Annotated in this window: 18 protein-coding genes; 10 read left to right on the top strand and 8 right to left on the bottom strand. The window is 73.4% G+C overall.

The window, feature by feature from the left end; genetic code table 11:
* The first annotated feature begins 190 nt into the window (after window positions 1-190).
* From IE239_RS08305 to IE239_RS08290, 4 genes are all read left to right on the top strand, one after another.
* Window positions 191-1,696, top strand: a complete 1,506-nt coding sequence (locus IE239_RS08305) for a DUF4331 domain-containing protein (protein WP_190148628.1) — start codon at window positions 191-193, stop codon at window positions 1,694-1,696.
* A 150-nt stretch (window positions 1,697-1,846) separates the two neighbouring features.
* The gene (locus IE239_RS08300; RefSeq protein WP_190148627.1) at window positions 1,847-3,643 is read left to right on the top strand and encodes a tetratricopeptide repeat protein; all 1,797 of its coding nucleotides are present in this window, start codon (window positions 1,847-1,849) and stop codon (window positions 3,641-3,643) included.
* The gene (locus tag IE239_RS08295) at window positions 3,640-5,361 is read left to right on the top strand and encodes a sulfite exporter TauE/SafE family protein (protein WP_190148626.1); all 1,722 of its coding nucleotides are present in this window, start codon (window positions 3,640-3,642) and stop codon (window positions 5,359-5,361) included. Before IE239_RS08300 ends, IE239_RS08295 begins: the two co-directional genes overlap by 4 nt.
* A 60-nt stretch (window positions 5,362-5,421) precedes the next feature.
* A complete protein-coding gene (locus IE239_RS08290) occupies window positions 5,422-7,077 on the top strand; it encodes a serine/threonine-protein kinase (protein WP_190148625.1) in 1,656 nt (551 codons plus the stop codon).
* 15 nt (window positions 7,078-7,092) lie between these two features.
* Here IE239_RS08290 and IE239_RS08285 read toward each other — a convergent pair whose 3' ends face one another.
* Window positions 7,093-7,899, bottom strand: coding sequence for an SGNH/GDSL hydrolase family protein (locus IE239_RS08285; RefSeq protein ID WP_190148624.1), 807 nt, complete (start codon window positions 7,897-7,899; stop codon window positions 7,093-7,095).
* Window positions 7,900-8,409: 510 nt separating this feature from the next.
* Between IE239_RS08285 and IE239_RS08280 the strand changes: the two genes are divergently transcribed.
* Both IE239_RS08280 and IE239_RS08275 read left to right on the top strand, forming a co-directional pair.
* The gene (locus IE239_RS08280; protein WP_190148623.1) at window positions 8,410-9,504 is read left to right on the top strand and encodes a DUF5925 domain-containing protein; all 1,095 of its coding nucleotides are present in this window, start codon (window positions 8,410-8,412) and stop codon (window positions 9,502-9,504) included.
* A gap of 45 nt (window positions 9,505-9,549) precedes the next feature.
* Window positions 9,550-10,323, top strand: a complete 774-nt coding sequence (locus tag IE239_RS08275) for a DUF72 domain-containing protein (RefSeq protein WP_190148622.1) — start codon at window positions 9,550-9,552, stop codon at window positions 10,321-10,323.
* 102 nt (window positions 10,324-10,425) lie between these two features.
* On the opposite strand, the gene IE239_RS08270 is transcribed toward IE239_RS08275, so the two are convergent.
* Window positions 10,426-10,794, bottom strand: coding sequence for a GntR family transcriptional regulator (locus IE239_RS08270; RefSeq protein WP_190148621.1), 369 nt, complete (start codon window positions 10,792-10,794; stop codon window positions 10,426-10,428).
* A 69-nt stretch (window positions 10,795-10,863) separates the two neighbouring features.
* On the opposite strand from IE239_RS08270, the gene IE239_RS08265 reads away from it, so the two are divergent.
* A complete protein-coding gene (locus tag IE239_RS08265; protein ID WP_190148620.1) occupies window positions 10,864-11,793 on the top strand; it encodes a GNAT family N-acetyltransferase in 930 nt (309 codons plus the stop codon).
* Window positions 11,774-12,277, top strand: coding sequence for a ribonuclease FAU-1 family protein (locus IE239_RS08260; protein ID WP_190148619.1), 504 nt, complete (start codon window positions 11,774-11,776; stop codon window positions 12,275-12,277). The genes IE239_RS08265 and IE239_RS08260 overlap by 20 nt, the downstream gene beginning before the upstream one ends.
* 18 nt (window positions 12,278-12,295) lie before the next feature.
* Here IE239_RS08260 and IE239_RS08255 read toward each other — a convergent pair whose 3' ends face one another.
* Window positions 12,296-12,910, bottom strand: a complete 615-nt coding sequence (locus IE239_RS08255; RefSeq protein WP_190148618.1) for a class I SAM-dependent methyltransferase — start codon at window positions 12,908-12,910, stop codon at window positions 12,296-12,298.
* Between the two features lie 140 nt (window positions 12,911-13,050).
* Here IE239_RS08255 and IE239_RS42920 point away from each other — a divergent pair, with 140 nt between their 5' ends.
* Entirely contained in the window at window positions 13,051-13,185 is a 135-nt protein-coding gene (locus tag IE239_RS42920; protein ID WP_133913577.1) for a hypothetical protein, read from the top strand.
* Window positions 13,186-13,223: 38 nt separating this feature from the next.
* Here IE239_RS42920 and IE239_RS08250 read toward each other — a convergent pair whose 3' ends face one another.
* The 3 genes from IE239_RS08250 to IE239_RS08240 all read right to left on the bottom strand — a co-directional run bounded on the left by IE239_RS08250 (window position 13,224) and on the right by IE239_RS08240 (window position 15,523).
* Entirely contained in the window at window positions 13,224-13,700 is a 477-nt protein-coding gene (locus IE239_RS08250; protein WP_190148617.1) for a GNAT family N-acetyltransferase, read from the bottom strand.
* A gap of 302 nt (window positions 13,701-14,002) precedes the next feature.
* The gene (locus tag IE239_RS08245) at window positions 14,003-14,908 is read right to left on the bottom strand and encodes an esterase/lipase family protein (RefSeq protein WP_190148616.1); all 906 of its coding nucleotides are present in this window, start codon (window positions 14,906-14,908) and stop codon (window positions 14,003-14,005) included.
* Between the two features lie 171 nt (window positions 14,909-15,079).
* On the bottom strand, window positions 15,080-15,523 hold the full coding sequence (locus IE239_RS08240; RefSeq protein ID WP_190148615.1) for a MarR family winged helix-turn-helix transcriptional regulator: 444 nt from the start codon (window positions 15,521-15,523) through the stop codon (window positions 15,080-15,082).
* A 96-nt stretch (window positions 15,524-15,619) separates the two neighbouring features.
* Between IE239_RS08240 and IE239_RS08235 the strand changes: the two genes are divergently transcribed.
* On the top strand, window positions 15,620-15,994 hold the full coding sequence (locus tag IE239_RS08235) for a cupin domain-containing protein (protein ID WP_190148614.1): 375 nt from the start codon (window positions 15,620-15,622) through the stop codon (window positions 15,992-15,994).
* 12 nt (window positions 15,995-16,006) lie between these two features.
* Here the strand turns inward: IE239_RS08235 and IE239_RS08230 are convergent, their stop codons facing one another.
* Together IE239_RS08230 and IE239_RS08225 are read right to left on the bottom strand one after the other, a co-directional pair.
* A complete protein-coding gene (locus IE239_RS08230) occupies window positions 16,007-17,008 on the bottom strand; it encodes a DNA polymerase Y family protein (RefSeq protein WP_190148613.1) in 1,002 nt (333 codons plus the stop codon).
* Window positions 17,005-20,553 carry a DNA polymerase III subunit alpha gene (locus tag IE239_RS08225; RefSeq protein ID WP_190148612.1) on the bottom strand — a complete coding sequence of 1,183 codons (3,549 nt, stop codon included), beginning with the start codon at window positions 20,551-20,553 and terminating at the stop codon, window positions 17,005-17,007. The genes IE239_RS08230 and IE239_RS08225 overlap by 4 nt, the downstream gene beginning before the upstream one ends.
* Between the last annotated feature and the right edge of the window lie 133 nt (window positions 20,554-20,686).

Here is a 20,686-nt window from a genome sequence, read left to right as displayed (position 1 = left end):
GCCGCATCCGGGCCGCCCCGTCACACCAGGCATCCGCAAACGAACACACCTCCGGTGGATGGGTACGGATCGGAGCGGCGAAAACGCGGGTGAGCAGGAAAGAAAAAGTTTTTCGCTCCGGACCAATCCGAACCCGCCCTCCGTTCCGTATCACTGTCCGTCAGGCAACTTGGCACAGAGGACGGACGGCATGACAGCTTTCTCCAGGAACGGCAACGGACGCAGGAGCGTGGCGACCCTCATATGCGGTGCGTTGGCCGCCGGGGGGCTCGCAGCCGCCGGCGCCGCCGCGCTGGCCCCGGGGGCCGCCTACGCCTCCAGCCACCGTGAGGCTCCTCTCATCTCGGGCACCCCGCAGTACGACAACACCGACGTGTACGCCTTCGTCAGCCCGGACCATCCGGACACGACGACGATCGTCGCGAACTGGATCCCGTTCGAGGAGCCCGCGGGCGGCCCGAACTTCTTCCCGTTCGCCGAGGACGCCCAGTACGACCTGCACATCGACAACAACGGCGACGCGAAGGAGGATCTGACCTTCCGGTACACGTTCAAGACGCACACGAAGAACAAGAAGACGTTCCTCTACAACACCGGCGCCGTCGACAGTCTGTACGACCCCGACCTGAACGTGACGCAGACGTACGACCTCGAGCTGCTCAAGCTGAAGAAGGGGAAGGTCGAGCACAAGACGAAGATCGCGGACGACGTGCCGGTGGCGCCGTCGAACGTGGGCAAGGCGTCGATGCCGAACTACAAGAAGCTGCGCGACCAGGCGATCTACAAGCTTCCCAACGGCGCCAAGACCTTCGCCGGCCAGGCCGACGACCCGTTCTTCCTCGACCTGCGCGTCTTCGACCTGCTGTACGGCGGCGACCTGTCCGAGGTCGGCAACGACACGCTCAAGGGCTACAACGTCAACTCGATCGCGCTGCAGGTCCCGAGCGACATGATCACCGAGGCGAAGCACCAGCCGATCGTCGGCATCTGGTCGACCACCCAGCGCGAGAACGCCCAGGGCTACTACACGCAGGTGTCGCGCCTGGGCAGCCCGCTGGTCAACGAGGTCGTCAACCCGATCAAGGACAAGGACAAGTTCAACGCGTCCCAGCCCAAGGACGACGGCCAGTTCCTGAAGAACGTCACCAACCCGGAGCTGCCCAAGCTCATCGAGGCGATCTACAAGATCAAGGCGCCGGCCGAGCCGCGCAACGACCTCGTCGACGTGTTCCTCAAGGGCGTCAAGGGCCTCAACCAGCCTCCGTACGTGACGCCTTCGGAGGAGCTGCGCCTCAACACCTCGATCAAGCCGAGCATGCACCCCAAGCGGCTGGGCGTGCTCGACGGCGACAACGCGGGCTTCCCGAACGGCCGTCGCCTCACCGACGACGTGATCGACGCCTCGCTGCAGGTCGTCGAGGGCGAGCTGGTCGGCTCCAAGAACGACCTGGGCGACGCGGTCGACAAGAACGACAAGAACTTCGAGAAGTCCTTCCCCTACGTCGCTCTGCCCACCGAGGGCTCGCGCGGTTCGAGCGCCAAGAACGCCGCCGTCCGCAGCCAGCTCGGTGACGCCCTCACGGGCACGGACGACAACACCGCGCTGATCGCGTCCTCCGCGGGCGCCGGCGCTGCGGGCATCCTCCTCATCGGCGGCGGCCTGATGTGGTGGCGGGGCCGGCGACGGGCCTACTAGGCCCTCGCCCCTGAGCGGGCCGGGGAGAATCCTGCACTCCCCGGCCCTGCCCCACCGACTGGCGCGGCCCGCGTATTCATCCCCCACGGCGCGGGCCGCGCCGCCCCCGTACGAGCAGGCGGAACCACCCCAGGCGACCTAGGAGAGGGCATGTCCCCGCGGACGAACGACGGCGAACCGGAGCGCACCCGACCGGCCTCTGCCCGACCGGCACCGGTCACCGGCAGGCCGGTCTCCGGCGAACCGGCCTCCGGCACGCAGGTCTCGGACCAAGGACAGCCGGCGCCGGCCACCGCCGCGGCGCCCGAGCCCCCCTCCGCTCCAAAGAGCGCTTCCGGTCCGAACGCCGGGACCACCGATGCGCAGAACCGCGCGGACGCGGACACGGACGTCGAGGGTCCAGCCGGCTCGGAGGCCGGTGCCGAACCCGGTGCCGGCCCGCTCGTCGGGGACGCATCCGACGTCGCAGCCGGCGCGGGCGGCGGCGACGCCCGTGACGACGTGGTCGGAGCGGACGCGGGCGCGGACCAGAACGCGGCCGCGGATGAGCGCGACACGGCCGGGGCCGGCGCCGACGAACGTGTCGCGGCCGTGCGGCGGGCAGGGGCCGCGGGCCGCCGCTGGCGGGCCGCCCAGCTCACCGCCTGCGCGGCCATGCTGGCCGTGGCGCTGACCGCCGGAGCGATCGCGGTCGGCGCGGCGCGCGACGGACGGGACATGCCCGTGACGACCGCCGCGGCGGTGTCCCCCGGCCTGCTCGCCAGCGGCGACCTCGACGCGAGCATCACGGCCCTGCAGGCCCATCTGCGAGCCCAGCCGAAGGACTTCGGCGGCTGGGCCACCCTCGGGCTGGCCTACGTCGAGCAGGCCCGTACCAAGGGAGACCCCTCCCGGTACCCGCAGGCCGAGCAGGCCCTGAAGCGTTCCCTCTCCCTGCGCTCCGACAACGACCAGGCCCTGGCAGGCCGGGCCGCCCTCGCCGCCGCGCGGCACGACTTCGCGAACGCCCTGGCCCTGGCCGACCTGGCCCTGAAGCAGAACCCCTACAACGAACGCGCCCTGTGCTCCCGTGTCGACGCCCTCGTCGAGCTGGGCCGCTACGACGACGCCGAGGCGGCCGTACAGGTCGCGGACCAACGGCGGCCCGGGGTGCCGGTGTTCACCCGCTACGCCTACGTCCACGAGCTGCGCGGCGACGTCGCCACCGCCCGCCGGGTCCTGGACCGGGCGCTCGCCGCGTCCACCTCGCCCGGCGACATCGCCTACGTCGCCGCCCAGCTCGGCCAACTCGCCTGGAACCAGGGCGACTACGCCGACGCCCTCACCCACTACGCCCGCGCCCTCGCCGCCGACGAGAACTACCTCCCCGCGTTGGAGGGCCGTGCCCGCGCCCAGGCAGCGAGCGGACAATCGGCTCAGGCCCTCAAGGGGTTGGAGCTGATCGTCGCCCGCTATCCGCTCCCCGGACCGCTGGTGGAACTCGGCGAGCTGTACGAGGCCCGGGGCGGCGCGGGTGACAAGGAGAAGGCAGCGGAGCAGTACGCGCTCGTCGACGCGTGGACGGCGATCGCCCGCGCCAACGGCGTCAACGCCGACCTGGACACCGCGCTCGCCGCCGCCGACCACGGCGACCGGGCGACGGCCCTGCGCGCGGCCCGCGACGACTGGTCCCGCCGGCACACCGTGCACACGGCGGACGCCCTGGCCTGGGCCCTGCACGTCAACGGCAAGGACGCCGAGGCCCTCCCCTACGCCCGGCAGGCCACGGCCACCGGCTACCGCAACGCGGCCTTCCTCTACCACCGCGGCGTGATCGAGCAGGCCACAGGCCACCCCGCCGAGGCCCGTGCCCACCTGGCCGCCGCCCTGAAGCTGAACCCCGGGTTCTCGCCGCCGGGGGCCCGTCACGCCCGCGCGGCCCTCACGACGCTGGAGGCGAACAAGTGAGCACCCGTCGCCTGTTGGCCTCCTGCGCGGCCGTGCTCACGGCCGGCTGCGCGCTCGTGCTGGTTCCTTCCACCGGCGCGAGCGCGCACCCTCTCGGCAACTTCACCGTCAACCGCTACGACGGTCTCGTCGCCGCCCCGGGACAGCTGCGGGTCCACCACGTCGAGGACCTCGCCGAGATCCCGGCCACCCAGGCGAAGCCCGACATCGAGCGGCTCGGGATGAGCGCCTGGGCCCGGGAGCGCTGCGCCGCGGCCGCCTCCGGCAGCAGGCTCACCGTCGACGGCCGTGCCGTGACCCTCACGCCGGGTGCGAGCAAGGCGACCGTGCGGCCCGGCCAGGCGGGGCTCGACACGCTGCGCGTCGAGTGCCGGCTGACCGCCCCGATGTCCGACGTCGCCGACGGGGACACCGTCTCCGTCGGCTTCCACAGCGCGGGCGTCTCCTCGGGGCCGGGCTGGCGGGAGATCACCGCGCGCGGCGACCGGATGACGCTGACCGCGTCCGACGTCCCGAAGACGTCGCTGTCGGGGGAACTGACCAGCTACCCCAAGGAGTTGCTCTCCTCTCCTGCGGACACCTCGACCGCGTCCGTGCGGGTGCGGCCGGGCGGCGCGGCGCTCGTCGAGGAGAACCGGGACGCACCGGCCGCCTCGGTGCTGCCACGCGGCGCCGACCGCTGGACACGGGCGCTGGACGACCTGGTCGCCCGGCAGCACCTGACGCTCGGGTTCGCCGCACTGGCCCTGGTGATCGCCGTCGGCCTCGGCGCGCTGCACGCGGTCGCCCCCGGCCACGGCAAGACCATCATGGCCGCGACGGCGGCCGCCCGGGGCGGCAGGGCGCGGATGAAGGACGTGCTCCCGCTCGCCGCGTCGGTCACCGTCACGCACACGCTCGGCGTCGTCGCCCTGGGCCTTCTCGTCACCGCCGGTTCGGCCGCGGCGCCCTCGGTGATCGCCTGGCTGGGGCTGGCGAGCGGTGCGCTGGTGCTCTTCGCGGGTGTGACCCTCGCACGCCGGGCCTGGCGCGGCCGCGGCGGCTCCGGCACGGCGCACGGACACGCCCATCCACACCCACACCCGCACCCGCACCCGCACCCACACCCGCAGGGCAGTCACTCCCCCGCCCACGAGCCCGCGAAGGCCGCGGACCGTCAACTCGCCCTCGTCGGGGCCACCCCTGCGCACACCCATGCCCATCGCGATCACGACCACGCGCCCGACCACGGTCACGGCCACAGCCACGAACCCGGTCACGATCATGATCACGGTCATGAGCACGAGCACGATCGTCACCGCGAAGACAGGCACGGGCACGAGCACACCCACACGCACACCCACGGCGGCCACACGCACACCCACGACGTCGCCCCCACGCTGCGCGGCACGCTCCTGCTCGGGTTCGCCGGCGGCATGGTGCCCAGTCCGTCGGCGGTGGTCGTACTGGTCGGTGCGGCCGCGCTCGGGCAGGCCTGGTTCGGGCTGCTGCTCGTCGTCGCGTACGGCGTCGGTCTCGCGCTGACCCTGACCGCCGCCGGGTTCGCCGTCGTCAGGCTGGGCGCGGGGGCGACGCGCCTCCTGGACCGGCAGCCGCGCTGGACGACCCACCCGGCCGTGACGCTCGTGCGTCGCAACCTGCCCCTGTGGTCCGCCTTCCTCGTGGTGGTCCTCGGCGCCGGACTGGTGCTCAGGGGGGCCGCATCCGTGCTGGGCTGAGCTACGTTGGTGGGGTTGCGGAGGTTTTCGCCCGGATGCGAAGAGCGAATGGGGGTCGCGGTGTCCGAAGAACCGGGCAGTGAACGTCTGATCGCGGGCCGCTACCGTCTGCTGACCCCGCTCGGCGAGGGCGGCATGGGCACGGTGTGGCGAGCCCGGGACGAGGTGCTGCACCGCGAGGTCGCGGTCAAGGAGGTGCGCGCGCCGCACGGGCTTGCCGGCTCCGACGTCGAGCGCCTGTACGCGCGGCTGGAGCGCGAGGCCTGGGCCGCGGCCCGGGTCGCCAACCGGAACGTCGTCACCGTGTACGACGTGGCCTCCCAGGACGGACGGCCCTGGATCGTCATGGAGATCGTGCACGGGATCTCCCTCTCCGAACTGCTCGACGCGGAGGGCCCGCTCGAACCGGCACGCGTCGCGCACATCGGCGCCGAGGTGCTGGCCGCGCTGCGGGCCGCGCACGAGGCGGGCGTGCTGCACCGGGACGTCAAACCGGCGAACGTGCTGATGTCGAACGACGGCCGGGTGGTGCTCACCGACTTCGGCATCGCGACCGTCGAGGGCACCTCGGCGCTGACCATGACCGGCGAGGTCATCGGCTCTCCCGAGTTCCTCGCGCCGGAGCGCGCGCTGGGCCGTACGCCGGGACCGGAATCGGACCTGTGGTCGCTGGGCGTGCTGTTGTACGCGGCCGTCGAGGGCAACTCCCCCTTCCGGTACGACACTCCGCTGAGCACGCTCCGGGCGGTCGTCGACGAGGAGCTGCCGCCGCCGCGCCGGGCGGGGCCGCTCGCCCCGGTGATCGAGGGGCTGCTGCGCAAGGACCCGGCCGAACGGCTGTCCGCCGACCTGGCCGAGCGGGACCTGCGGTCGATCGCGGCCGGGGGCACGCCCCGAGGGGCGGGGGATCCCGGTGCGGGCGCGGCCCCCGGGGCGCCGTACGCGCCGTATCCGCCGACCGCGGCGACCACCGCCGCCGAGTCCTTCCGGCACGAGCCCGCGGCAGCGACCCCGCCCCAGCCGTGGACCACCGCCCCGGGAGACCCGCCGGAGAGGTCCGCCCTCTCGACGGAGCCGGACCGGGGACGGCACGCCGGTGTGCTCCTCGGCGCGGGGGTGGCGGTGCTGGCACTCGCGGTCGGCGGACTGACGTACGGGCTGCTGAACCGCGACGACGGCCACAGGGGCGGCTCCGGCGATGTCACGAACAGCGCCTCGGGGGCGGTGAGTTCGCCCGCGCCGCAGCGGGAGTCGAGCGAGTCGGCCGCCGCGTCGCCGGGCACGGGCGCGAGCGGGAGTCCGTCCTCCGCCGCGCCGGAGCAGACGGTGACGGTCAGCGTCGCCGGCGCGCACACGGACTACAGCGGCTCGTGTCCGCCGAAGGACGCCGACGCGCCCGCCTTCACCGCGACGATCAGGGTGGGGCGGCTGCCGGCGACGGTGTCCTACCGCTGGGTGTCGAAGGAGGGCGAGCTGTCCGGGCAGACCTGGAAGACGCTCGACTTCCCGTCGGGCGGCGGGAAGTCGAAGCAGGACACGGTGATCGTGTCGACGTACGCCGAGAACGGCACGTACCGGAACGCCATCTCCGTCGAGGTACGGGACCCGGTGAAGGCGACGTCGGACGCGGTGCCGTTCTCGGTCACCTGTGAGACGGAGACCCCGTCGAACGGGGCCTCCCCCTCGCCCTCGCCGTCGTCCTCGCCGTCCGGGTGAGCCGGACGGCGGGCGTCAGGCCACGCTGTCGAGGACGGGCAGATAGCCGCCGGACTGGCCGGATGCGGTCGGGTGGTAGGACTCGCCGATGTTCAGCAGGTTGAGACTGTGCAGCCAGGAGCTGCCGGAGCAGATCTCGTGGCCGCCGAACGGGGCGCGGACGTCGCCGAAGACGAAGCCGTGGGCGGCGGCGCGCCGGGCGACGGCGGCGTCGAGGTAGTCGGCCGCGCCGTTGATGGCGGAGCGCTTGGTCTCGGACAGGCCCAGGCAGAGTGCGCCGAGCCGGTAGAAGCGGGGATAGCCGATGACGACGACGCGCGCGCCGGGCGCCTTGGAGCGGATCGCCGAGTAGACGCCGTCGAGTTTGCCGGGGAGGGTCGAGTCGACGTAGGCCCTGGCGATGTCGATGCGGCTCAGGCAGCCGCTGTCGGAGCTGGTGACACAGGTCGTCATGACGTCGGCGAACCCTGCGTCGTTGCCGCCGACGGTGATCGAGACGAGGCCGGTGGAGGAGTTCAGACCGCCGAGCTGACTCGCCAGAACATCACCCGTACGGGCTCCCGAGCAAGCGGCGAAGGTGAACGAGGCGGGGGCGTGGGCGGCGTTCCAGAGGTACGGATACGCCTTGGTGCTGCGCTTGCAGGCGCCGCTGGAGCTGAGGTAGCTCCCTGCGCCGACGCCGGAGGAGTAGGAGTCGCCGAGGGCCACATAGCCGCCGGTGGCGGCGAGTTGGGAACCCTGCGCGGAGCCCGCCCCGGTGAGGGCGGCGCCGAGGGCGAGGAGGACTGAGCTGACGAATACGACAAGTCGGGAACGTCTCATGGAACCTCCTTTAGCAGGTTCTCTGCCACAACTTTCGTAGCAAGCAGCCGCATTGACGGGAAGTGTCCATGCCAAAACTTTCGGGTCCGGACGCCGCTCGGTCGCCGGCGGCGCCGCGCCCTCCGGGAGCAGCCCGGACCCGTTCCCGCCAAGCGAGCCGAGGGGTGCGGTCTCTTGACCGGCCGTCAAGCGGGCACGGCGACGGGAGGAACGGCGGTACCGGCCGCCGTCCCCTCGCTCCGGCCGTCCCCTCGCTCCGGCCACCCTGTCGGTACCGGCCGCCCAGCTCGCCCCGGCCGGTCCCCCTCGGACCCGTCCGGTCCCTCTCAGCGCGGTCGGCCCGCCTCGGCGCGGTCGGCCCGCCTCGGCGCGGTCGGCCGCCCTCACCGAGCCGGTTCGTTCCGCCGGACGGGCCAACACGGCGCTCCCGAGGCGTCCGGCACGCCCGACACGCCACGCGCACCGCGGAAACCGGGTGCGGACGGGGCCCGGGTGCCGGATCATGGCCGCATGTCTGCCCAGCCCCAGGACGCTCTGCCGATCCGGCTCACCGTCGACGACTCCGACTCGCCGTCCGATGTCGTCGACGCGCTGTTCCTCGGCCGCTTCGCGACCGGCGAGCAGCCCTACTCGCACGCCACGAACATCGACCGCGTACGCTCCGGCGCGACCCTGCTGCCGCCGCACGCCCGTGTGCTGCGGGTCGCCCGCGACGAGGACCGCAGCGCCACCCTGGCCGAGGGGGACGGCTGGACGCTGCTGGTCTCCCGCTGGAACCGTGGCGCGGACGTCACGGTCACGGCGACCACCGCCGAACTGGCGGCCAAGGTGCTCGACGAGGCCACCGAGGGCGCGGTGGACGAGCCCGAGCCCCAGCCGGAGAACGTGACCATGGGGTTCTGGTACGTCTCCCCGCGTCGCGGCCCGCACCGCACGACCCGCCAGATCTCCGCGGGCACCTGGGACGAGGTGCGCGCGAACTACACGGCCCCCGTCGCCGAGGCGATGGACGGCCTGATGGCGACGACCCCACAGGACATCGCGGGCCGGCTGCTCCTGCTGCACGGCCCGCCCGGCACCGGCAAGACCTCGGCGCTGCGCACCCTGGCCCGTTCCTGGCGGGAGTGGTGTCAGGTGGACTGCGTCCTGGACCCGGAGCGGCTGTTCTCCGACGTCGGCTATCTGATGGACATCGCGATCGGCGAGGAGGACGGCACGGGCAAGGGACGCTGGCGGCTGCTGCTCCTGGAGGACTGCGACGAACTGATCCGCGGCGAGGCCAAGCACACCGCGGGCCAGGCCCTGTCCCGGCTGCTGAACCTCACCGACGGTCTGCTCGGGCAGGGGCGGAACGTCCTGGTCGGGGTCACCACCAACGAGGACCTGGAGCGGCTGCACCCCGCCGTCGTGCGCCCCGGCCGCTGTATGGCCCGCATCGAGGTCGGCCCGCTGACCCGCCGGGAGGCCGTGGACTGGCTGGGCACGGAAGAGGGGCTCGGCCGCGAGGGCGCGACGCTGGCGGAGCTGTACGCGCTGCGCCGGGGCGTCTCCCCCACCTCGCTGCCGGAGCCGCGGGGCGGGGCGGACGCGGGGCTCTACCTGTGAATCCTGCGGGACACACGGAGCGGGCCCGGATGTTTTGATGGAGGTATGACGCTCTACGTCGGTACGTCGGGCTGGCAGTACAAGGACTGGAAGGGCGTGCTGTACCCGGCGGACGTCCCCGTGCGGCGGTGGCTGGAGGAGTACGCGGCGCACTTCGCCACCGTCGAGATCAACAACGCGTTCTACCGGCTGCCCTCGCGGGAGACCTTCGCCTCCTGGGCCGCACGCGTCCCGTCGGACTTCACCGTCACGGTGAAGGCGAGCCGCTATCTGACCCACATCAAGCGGCTGCGCGACCCCGAGGAGCCGGTGCACCGGCTGATGACCCACGCGGCCGGTCTCGGATCCCGCCTGGGCCCGGTCCTGCTGCAGCTGCCGCCGACCCTGCGGGCCGATCCCGGGCTGCTGGACGCCTGTCTGGCCTGCTTCCCGGCGGACACACGCGTCGCGGTGGAGCCGCGGCACGACTCCTGGTGGACCCATGAGGTGCGGGAGGTGCTGCGGTCCCGGGGCGCGGCCCTGTGCTGGGCCGACGTCGCGTCCCGCCCGGTCACTCCGCTGTGGCGGACCGCCGACTGGGGGTACGTCCGCTTCCACCAGGGCCGCGCCCGTCCGTGGCCGCGCTACGGGCACCGCGCGCTGGAGACCTGGATCGACCGCGTCGCGACGACCTGGGCGCGCGACGCCGACGTCTACGCGTACTTCAACAACGACCCGGGCGGCGCGGCGGTGGGGGACGCGGCGCTGTTCGGCAGGACGGCGGAGCGGGCGGGCCTGAGGGTGACGCGGACCCCGCGCGCGCTCGCCACCCGCGTCTGATCACCCGCGGCCGGTCACGGGCGGCCGGTCCCCTGGGCGGCCGGTCCCCTGGGCGGCCGGTCCCGAGCGGCCGGTCACAGGCGGCCGGTCACAGGCGGCCGGTCATGCCTGATAGGCCGCCCGCAGGGCCTCCCGCACCGCGGCCGAGGCCTCCTCCTCGGTGAGCCCCAGCCGCAACGCCCGCTCGGCGTAGGCGCCTGCGGCCGCCGCCGCCTCCCGCTGCGCGGCCGGGCCCGAGGCCGCGACGAACGTGCCGTTGCGCCCCCGGGTCTCGATCACCCCGTCCGTCTCCAGCGCCCGGTAGGCCTTCGCGACGGTGTTCGCGGCGAGGCCGAGCGACTCGGCAAGTCCCCGCACCGTGGGCAGCCGGTAGCCGACCGGCAGCGCTCCCGACCGGGCCTGCTCTGCGATCTGCGCGCGCACCTGCTCGTAGGGTGCGGCGCCCTCATCGATATGGATCTTCAAGGTCACGGGCCGATTGTCCCGCACCCGCGAAAAAGGGGAGGCGCGCCCGGGCCGTCCGCCCGTAGCGTGCGCCGCATGACCGTCATCGTGCGCGAGCTGCGCCCCGACGCGCCCGCAGACATCGAGGGCTTCGTCCGGGCCCGCCACCTCGCACTGCCCTACGTGCACTTCAGCCCGGCCTCGGTGCTGCACGGCCTCACGCTCTCCCACCCCGGCGCACACGCCCGCAAGCTGGTGGCCGTGGCGGACGGCGAGGTCGTCGGCACGGCCCAGGTGGGCCTCGTCCACGACAGCCCGGAGCCCGGCCAGGGCACCCTCAACGTCTACGTGGACCCGGCGCACACCGGACGCGGGGCGGGCGCGCTGCTGGTGCGGGTGGCCGAGGAACATCTCGCCGCGCACGGGGCGACGAAGCTGTTCACCTGGGTGCTGGACGAGCCCGGCAACCGGGCCTTCGCCGAGCGGCGCGGCTACCGGGCCGGGCGCAGCGCGTACTTCCTCCGTCTGGATCTGGCCGGGGCCGCGCTGCCGCCGCCGCAGGACCCGCCGCGCGGGGTGGAGGTGCGCACCGCCGCCGACTTCGCCGACGACCCGCGCCCGCTGTTCGAACTGGACGCGGAGGCGGGCTCGGACGAGCCGGGCGACGTCGCCGTCGAGTTCACCGACTACGAGGCCTGGGTGGACGAGTACTGGAGGCACCCGCACCTGAACGCGGACCTGACCTCGGTCGCCGTGGCCGACGGCCGTCCGGTGGCCTTCAGCGTGGCCCACACCGACGGCGCCGGCAGGTACGGCACGGGCATGACGGGGACCGCCCGCGCCCACCGGGGCCGGGGCCTGGCCAAGCTCGTCAAGACCCACTCCCTGCACCGGGCCCGCGCCGCGGGGTACACGGAGGCGTACACGGGCAACGACGCGGGCAACGGGCCGATGCTCGCGATCAACCGGTGGCTCGGGTACGAGATCTGCGCGACGGAGGTGCGGTATGTCCGCGACATCGGCTGAGCCGGTGCGTTCGGTGGAGGTCGTCCTGGTCAAGGCCGGGCGGACGAAGATCCGGTACACGGCCGAGCTGCTGTCCGACGACGGCGCCCGGATCGCCGTGCGCGCGCCCTGGGCCGGTACGGGCGTACGGGACTTCGGCTTCGTCCGGTTCGAGGCGGGCGACGTCTTCACGGAGCACTACTGGCGCGAGCGCTGGTACGCGATCAAGGAAGTGCGCGACGCGACGGGCGCGCTGAAGGGCTGGTACTGCGACGTCACCCGCCCGGCCACGCTGTCGGGCGCCCGACTCGTCGTGGAGGACCTCGACCTGGACCTGTGGCGTTCCGCCGACGGGACGGACGTCCGGCGGCTGGACGAGGACGAGTTCGAGGAGAGCGGGCTCGCGCGGCGGGACCCGGCGGCCGCCGCCGCGGCGATGGCCGCCCTGGACGAACTGGAAGCGCTCGCCCGCCTCGAGGGCGGCCTGGAGTCGCTGCTGGCGTGAGCGGCCGGCCCCGGAGCCTCAGACCATGGCCACCACGGCGTACCGCTCGTCGGTCACGGGACCGCCCCACAACCGCGCGTCCTGCGACAGCCGCTCCACCCGCACCCGGTCCGTCAGCGGGGCCAGCAGGCCGGCGAGGCGGTCCGCCGGTATGCCGACCGGGGCGGCGCTCCCCCACACGCCCTCGACCAGCACGAGCCGCCCTCCCGGGCGCAGCAGATCGCGCCAGTGCCGCAGGACGCGCGCGGGGCCGGGCAGGGTCCACAGCACGTGCCGGACGAGCAGGACGTCGAAGCGCTCCTCCCCCACGGGCGGCGCCGCCGCGTCGCCGACCAGGAACGCGGCGTCATGACCGGCGAGTTTGGCGCGGGCCAGGTCGATCATGGCCGGGGAGAGATCGACGCCCGTCACCCGGTGTCCCTGTGCGGCCGCGAGGAGCGACAGGCTGCCGGTGCCGCAGCCGAGGTCGAGCAGGTCGCAGCGGCGCTCCGGCAGCCAGTTTCGCAGCCGCCCGGCCCAGGCGGCGCGCACCTCGGGGTCGCGCAGACCATGGTCGGGCTCCTCGTCGAAAGCGGCCGCCATGGCGTCCCAGTCGACACCGGGCGGCGTCCTTTCGTCACTCTTTTCGCTCATGTGCCCAAGAGTGACACCTGCCACTGACACTCGAATCGTGACAGCCGCCACTGACAGAACAGGGGACGATGAGGAACTCTCCCCCCACGGGTCTACCTCCGTGAGAACGCGGAACTCGGTAGGTCCTCAAGGAGGCAGCCATGCGCCGCACGACCGTGCAGAAGCCCCTGAAGAAGACGGACTCCCGCCGGATCCGCGAAGAGGCCGACGAACGGCCCGCCGGACGCCCCGAGGTGCGCAAGGACATCGCGCGCACCTGGTGGCCCGACGGCTGACCGCCGCCCGCGCGGGTCCACGCGGCGCGGGCCCGCGCTCAGTCCAGCCGCTTGCGGTAGTGGAGGCGGTCGTACGGCCCGTCTGCCCGCTGCTCCACCAGCTCGTAGCCGAACCTCGGATAGATTCTCCGGTTCTCCCACATCAGCGCGTGCGTGTGGAGCCTGATCTCGGGCAGGCCGAGGGCACGCGCGTGTGCGTCCACGAAGTGCAGCAGCCGCCGTCCGACGCCCCTGCCCTGGGCGTCGGGGCGGACGGCGATGCTGTCGAGGTACAGATGATCCCCGAACGCCTCGACGACCACGAGACCGGCCACCTCGCCACCGGCCTCGTCTCCACCGGCCGGGTCGCCGGTCACGAAGACCCTGCCCGCGGCCACGTTCGCCGCGTGGTCCGCCTCCATGGGCCGCGGCACCAGTCCGATGCGCTCGGTGTAGTGGGTGTACGCCGCGTCCGTCACGGCCTTCACGGCCGGGACGTCGGCCGCCGTCGCGGGCCGGATCTCCTCGCTCGTCACGCGGTCGAGCGTACCTGCCTGATCCCTGCCTCAGCGCTCCCTTAAGGCAACCCTAAAGATCGCCGGCGACCGCCTCCAACAGGGGTTTTCGCGGTTTCCTTGGTGCTGCGCACCTCACGTCGCCATCCGTTCCGGCTCCGGCTCCGGCTCCGGCTCCGGTTCCGGTTCCGGTTCCGTTCCGAGGAGACCCCCCATGCCGGCACGCGGCCACGGCCGCGGAGCGGCCGCACGACTCCGGGGCCTGACCGGCGGCTCAGGCCGGTCAGGCCCCGGCGGAACGATTCCGCTGAGCGGACCCGTCGTCAGCTCAGCGCGGACGCGCAGGTGGTGGCGGTGGCGTGGGCCGGGTCGAGGGCGTTGGCCACCTCGTGGAAGGCGATCCGGTCGAACAGCGCGATCGCCACGTGCTCGGAGAGGTCCAGCGGGCACAGGTCCTGCAGCAGGACGTTGCGCACGCCGGAGCCGCTGAGGTACTGGCTTCGCCAGGGGGTCGCCACCTCGTCGTACTTGGTGGCGATGACCGTGTAGCGGACGCCGGGAACGGTGTCGCCGCCGGCGTTGAGCTTGGTGAGGAACGCCGATCCGGGCAGCTGGTCGGCGAGGCCGGGGGTGGCGGCCGTGATCAGGTCCTCGGCGCCCGGGAAGTACGGGAGCAGGTTGGCGAGTCCGCTGAGGGTGGCGCCGTGGTTGTCGGGGGCGATGCCGACGAGCGCGTCGACCTTGGCGGCGCCGCCGAGGAACTTGAGGTAGTAGCGCGGCATCATGCCGCCCTGGGAGTGGCCGACGAGGTCGACCTCGGCCGCGCCGGTCGCGGCGAGCACCTTGTCGACGAAGGCGGAGAGCTGCCCCGCCGACTCGTCGATGGGGCCGAGGCCGTGGAAGAGCGGGACGCCGGGCAGTCGGCCGTAGTCGACGGAGAAGACGCAGTACCCGCGGACCGTGAGGTAAGGGGCGAGGGCCAGCCAGTTGTCGACCGAGTTCCCGAGCGTGCCGTGCACGAGGACGACGGGGCGGGGGTGGGCGGCGGAGGGCTTGCAGCGATAGTCGTTCCAGCCACTCGCCGAGGCGGTGACGGCGGCGGTCTCGGTGGCGGCGGTCTCGGTGGCGGCGGAGTCGGCGTGGGCGGCCGTGGCGGCGGGGACGGTGGCGGCCGCGGCGGCCAGCAGCAGGGCGGCGAACGGTCTGAGCACGCGTTTCCAGGGCAGCATCGGGTGATCTCCTTGCGGCTCACGGGAGGGGCGATGGCCTTGCGCCTGTGATCCGGATCACGAGGATGCTGTTCACTCGTCAAGTTACGGGCGAGTAGGTGAAGTGTGAAGTTACGCGTCAGTAAAAACTTCCAGCGATAACCGCGGACCGCCGCCGCCACTGATACGCCATCACCAGACCGGACGAATCGGCCCACTGGGGGCAATGCGCGCCAACTGGTCGCGCAGAGAGTCGAGTTGATCTTCGCCGAGCACCTCGCCCCACGCCCGCACCGCCTCCGCGGCCGCTTCCTCCGCCGCCCGGGTGCACTCCCGGCCGCGCTCGGTGAGCACGATCAGCCGGGCGCGCGCGTCCCCGGGATGCGGCAGGCGCTCGACGTACCCCTTGCGCACGAGCTCGTCGACGAGCTGGCTCGCCGCCTGCTTGGTGACCCCGAGGTGGACGCCCAGCTCGGTGACCGTCGCGCCGCCCCGGGCGAGCCGCGTGAAGGCGAAGCCATAGGAGGGCCGTCCCTCGAAACCGCGGGCGGCGACGCCGTCGTCGATGCGCCGGGCGAGTTCCCCGGCGGCGGCGAGCAGGGCGGCGGACAGGGCGAGAGCTTCGGAGTTCTGCACGGCTGCATTGAAACACCCTTGACAACATAGTCAAGCAGCTTGACCATAGAGGAATTCGGTCAAGCTGCTTGACCATCTCTCTGTCAGGAGGCACCCATGCCCGTCGTCCGCTCCGCGGAGGCCGTCACGCACGAGATCCACGGCGCCCGCTTCGTCTCGTACGCCACCCCCCTCACCGGCAGCAAGGAGCTGTGCGCCTGGCGGGGCGAGATCCCCGCCGGGACCGAGGCGCCCGCGCACACCGTCGACCGGGAGGAGATCTTCCATCTGCTCGTCGGCGAACTGGTTTTCACCCTCGACGGCCGCGCCGAGCGGATCAGGGCGGGCGACACGGTGATCGTCAATGCGGGGACGACCCTGGCCGTCGAGAACCCGACCGATCACACCGCGCTCTCCTGGGTCACCACGTCCATCGGGCTGGAGGCGGAGCTGGCCGACGGGACCCGGATCGCTCCCCCGTGGGCCAACTGATCCCGCCGCCGCTCACGCCGCCAGCGTCCCCGGCTTCACCGCATCCGGACCGAACTTCGCCCGCACCCGGTCGGCGACCTCCTCGATCCGGCGGACCTTCTCGTCGGCTGGGTCGAAGGTGAGCTGGTGGGAAGCCTGTTCGGCGGGGCCGAGGGCCTCGGCGCGCAGGGCGACCGCACGGACCCGGGCCCGCTGCAGACCGAGCGTCTCGTACAGCCCGTACGCCGTCCCGGTCAGCGCCGCGGAGTGCGCGGTCGGCTCCTTCAGGGTGCGGCTGCGGGTGGTGGAGGCGGGGCTCCCCCCGCTCGGGCCTGTTCGGGAGCGGGGGCCGGCGTAGCGCACGGTGAGGGTCAGGGCGCCGCAGACCTTGCCCGCCGCGCGCAGCCGGACGCCCAGTTCCCCGGCGGCAGAGAGCAGGGCGCGGCGGTGCCGGTCGGAGTCCAGCTCGTCGCGTTCGAAGCGGCGTTCCGCGGCCAGCGACCGTGACACGGAGTTCGGCACCACCCGGCCGCGGTCCACACCGTTCGCCTTCTCGTGCAGCTCCCGGCCCGCCTTCGCGCCGACCAGGCGCTGGAGCGTGGACAGGGGTGCGGCGGCGACCCGCCCGAGGGTGTCGAGGCCGTACTCGCACAGGGTCCGGGCGGTCGCCGTGCCGACCCCGGGCAGCGCGGTGACGGGCTGCCCGGCGAGGAACTCGCGCACCTCGCCCTCGGGGACCGCACAGGTCACCCCGGGCAGGGCGACCCGCAGGGCCGTCCGGGCCGTCAGCGGGCCGGGGCCGGCGCCGATCACGCAGTCGACTCCGTGCAGCGCGAGCGCCCGTACCCGGATCACCGACGCCAGCTCCACCGCGTCGCGCCCGAAGTAGCGTTCGGCGCCCCGCAGATCGGCCAGCGCCCCGTCCGGCGGCAGGGCCTCGACGACCGGTGTGAACTCCTCCAGCAACCCGAGCAGCGCCGGCAGGGCGGCCTCGCGCGCCGGAGGGAGCTGGAAACGTACGCAGAGGATGGTCATCCCGCGCTCCCCGGACTCTGGTGCCACAACTTCCTTCCCACCGCGGGCCCTTCGCCCGCGGGGCGCAGATCGGCCCAGGGGTGCATCTCGTACCCCGTGGGCATGCGGAGGCGCCGCTGCTCCCCCGCGTCCCGGGCGGCCGAGCCCGCCGGCGCGGGCAGCCCGTCCGAACCGGCGAGCCGGCTGCGCGCCGGGCCGTCGCCGTCGTCGGCGCCCGCGTCCGGGGCGCCGCCCGGTGCGGCCAGCCGGGCCGCGACCCCTTCCAGCCCCTCTTCCCGGCGCACCTCCAGCAGTTCGGCGAGGTTCCAGGCGGCCGAGCCCACCACGCTGAGGCTGCGCGGGCCGCGCCGCTGCACCACCCCGCGCACCAGCAGCAGCCAGGAGTGGAAGACGGTGTGGGCGCAGGCGTCGTGGGAGTCCTCGAAGAAGGCCAGGTCGACCAGGCCGGTGCCGTCGTCCAGAGTGCTGAAGACGACCCGCTTGCCGGACCGGATCGGCGGGGTCTGGGTGGCCGCCTTGGCACCCGCGACCAGCACGGTCTCCCCGTGCCGCGCCTCCCGCAACCGCCGGGCCGAGACCACGCCCAGCTCGGCGAGGAAGTCGCCGTGGTCGTCCATCAGATGGCGCGAGGCGTCCATGGACAGCACGCCCAGCTCGGCGCTGAGCCGCTCGGCGGAGGTCAGGTCGGGCAGGCCGGCCGGGGCGGTCTTGCGCCCGCCCGCCAGCGGGAGCTGGCCGCCGCCCGCGCCGCGCCCGCCCCGGTGCAGCTCGGTCAGGTGCAATTGCAGGTCACGGCGGTTGGCGCCGAAGGCGTCCAGCGCGCCGACCTGGGCGAGCCGCCCGGCCAGCGGCCTGCTCGGGCGCGCCCGCTCCCAGAAGTCCAGCAGCGAGGCGTACGGCTGCCCGTCCGCGATCCGTGCCGCCTCGGCCTCGCTGATGCCGTGCACGTCGGAGAGAGCGAGCCGCAGCCCCCAACGCCCTGGAGAATCCGCCGTATCGGACACCAGTTCGATACAGTGGGCGACGCCCGACCTGTTCACGTCCAGCGGCAGGATCGGCACCCCGCGCCGTCGTGCGTCCGCCAACAGCAGCCGCTTGGGGTACATCCCGGGGTCGTGCGTGAGCAGCCCGGCATAGAAGGCGGCCGGGTGGTGCGCCTTCAGCCACGCCGACTGGTACGTCGGGACGGCGAAGGCGACCGCGTGCGCCTTGCAGAAGCCGTAGGACCCGAAGGCCTCGACGATCTCCCAGGTCCGCTGAATCGTTTCTGCGTCATATCCCCTCGCCGCCGCGTGCTGCGCGAACCACACCCTGATCCGCCCCTGCGACTCCGGGTCGGACAGCCCGCGCCGCACCCGGTCCGCCTCGCCGCGCCCACAGCCCGTCATGATCGCGACGATGTCGATGATCTGCTCGTGGAAGACGACGACGCCGTAGGTGTCCCGCAGCGCTTCCTCCAGATCCGGGTGCGGACACCGGACCGGCGCCCGTCCGTGCCGGGCCTCGATGAACGGCCGCACCATGTCGGCGGCGACCGGCCCCGGACGGAAGAGGGAGATGTCGACGACCAGGTCGTGGAAGGTGGCCGGCTGCAGCCGCCCCACCAGGTCCCGCTGGCCCGGCGACTCGATCTGGAAGCACCCCAGCGTCTCGGTGGACCGGATGAGCCGGTACGTCGCCGGGTCGCCCTCCTCGACCGCGTCCAGGTCGATCCGCTCCCCCGTCGCCCGCTCCACCTCCGCCACCGCGTGCGCCATCGCCGACTGCATCCGCACGCCCAGCACGTCCAGCTTGAGCAGCCCCAGGTCCTCGACGTCGTCCTTGTCGAACTGGGCCATCGGGAACCCCTCGCCGCTGGTCGGCACGACCGGCGTGCGGGAGAGCAGGGAGGCGTCGGACAGGAGCACCCCGCACGGGTGCATGGCAACTCCGCGCGGGAGGGCGTCGAGGGCCTCGACCAGCTCCCACAGCCGCCCGTACCTCTCCTTCTCCCCTGCCAGCGCCTGGAGTTCGGGCAGCTCCTCCAGGGCCGCGCGGGCGTCCCTCGCCCGGATGTGCGGGAAGGACTTGGCGACGCGGTCGATCTCGGCCGGGTCCATGGACAGGGCCGCGCCGACGTCCCGGATCGCGTGGCGGACCCGGTACGTCTCCGGCATCGCGACCGTCGCCACCCGCTCGGCCCCGAAGCGGCCGATGATCGCGCGGTAGACCTCCAGCCGGCGCGCGGACTCCACGTCGACGTCGATGTCGGGCAGCACGACCCGCTCCCTGGACAGGAAGCGCTCCATCAGCAGCCCGTGCTCCAGGGGGTCGGCGTGGGCGATGCCGAGGAGGTGGTTGACGAGGGAACCCGCGCCCGAGCCGCGCGCGGCGATCCGGATGCCCATCTCCCGCACGTCGTCCACGACCTGGGCCACCGTCAGGAAGTAGGAGGCGAATCCGTGGTGGGCGATGATGTCGAGCTCGTCGTGCATCCGCTCCCAGTACGACCGCGCCTTCGCGGACCGGTCGTAGCCGCGCAGCACCATCCCCGCCGCCGCCCGCGAGGCCAGTGTCCGCTGGGCGGTGCGCCGGTCCGCGCCGACGAGACGCGGCTCGGGGAAGTGGACGGCGCCCATGCCCAGGTCGTCCTCGGGGTCGACCAGGCACTCGGCGGCCGCGGCCCGGGTCTGTTCCAGCAGCCGGTGGGCGACGTCCCGCCGGAAGCCCGCGGCCTCCACGATCCGCTCCGCCGCCCCGAGCATGGCCCCTGCGTCCCTGAGCCAGGCCTCGCCCGAGTCCAGCTCCTTGGCGGGGTCGACGGGGACCAGCCGGCGGGCCGCGTCCAGGACGTCGGCGACCGGGCCCTGCCCGGGGTCGGCGTACCGGACGGCGTTGCTGAGCACGGGCCGGATCCGCTGTTCGGCGGCGAAGCCGACGGTGCGGGCGGCCAGCCGCAGGGAACCGGGACCGGTGCCGGTGCGCCCGTGCCAGACGGCCTCCAGCCGCAGGGCGTCGCCGTACGCCTCGCGCCAGGGGGCGAGAAGCCTCACGGCCCGGTCCGGACGGCCCGCGGCGAGCGCGCGGCCGACGTCGGAGACGGGGCCGAGCAGGACGGTCAGACCGTCGCCGTGGTTGTCGGCCCAGGGCAGCGACGGAAGGCCCGCGCCGTCTCCGCCCGCGCGCGCGTGCGCCGCCGTGACCAGTCGGCACAGGTCGGCCCAGCCCCGGGCGCCGTCGCGGGCGAGGAAGGTGACACGGGGCGCCGACTCGTCGACGAAGGCTCCGCCGCGCACCGGAGTGCGGCGGCGGTCCCGCCGTACGGACGCGTCGCCCTGCGGTCGCTCGGGCGCCGTCACCGCCAGGTCCGCTCCGAACAGCGGGCGCACGCCCGCCTTCGCACAGGCCTTGGCGAAGCGGACCGTGCCCGCGAGGGTGTCGCGGTCGGTGAGGGCGAGGGCGTCCATGCCCCGCTCCGAGGCGCGCTCGGCCAGCCGCTCCGGATGCGAGGCCCCGTACCGCAGGGAGAACCCGGAGGCGGTGTGCAGATGCGTGAAGCCGGCCATCCGCACCTCCCGAATCGAACCCGAATCGAACATCAGTTCACTACTCTCCCACCCCCACCATAGACCAAATCCCGAACGTATGTACGACAGCCGTTCGGCCGCCCCCCACCTGCGGAAACACCCCGCGCCCCGG

This window comes from Streptomyces humidus (genome assembly GCF_014649655.1).
Taxonomy (GTDB): Bacteria; Actinomycetota; Actinomycetes; order Streptomycetales; family Streptomycetaceae; genus Streptomyces; species Streptomyces humidus.
Note: the sequence above shows the minus strand (reverse complement) of the source record. Positions and strands in the feature narration are given on the sequence as shown.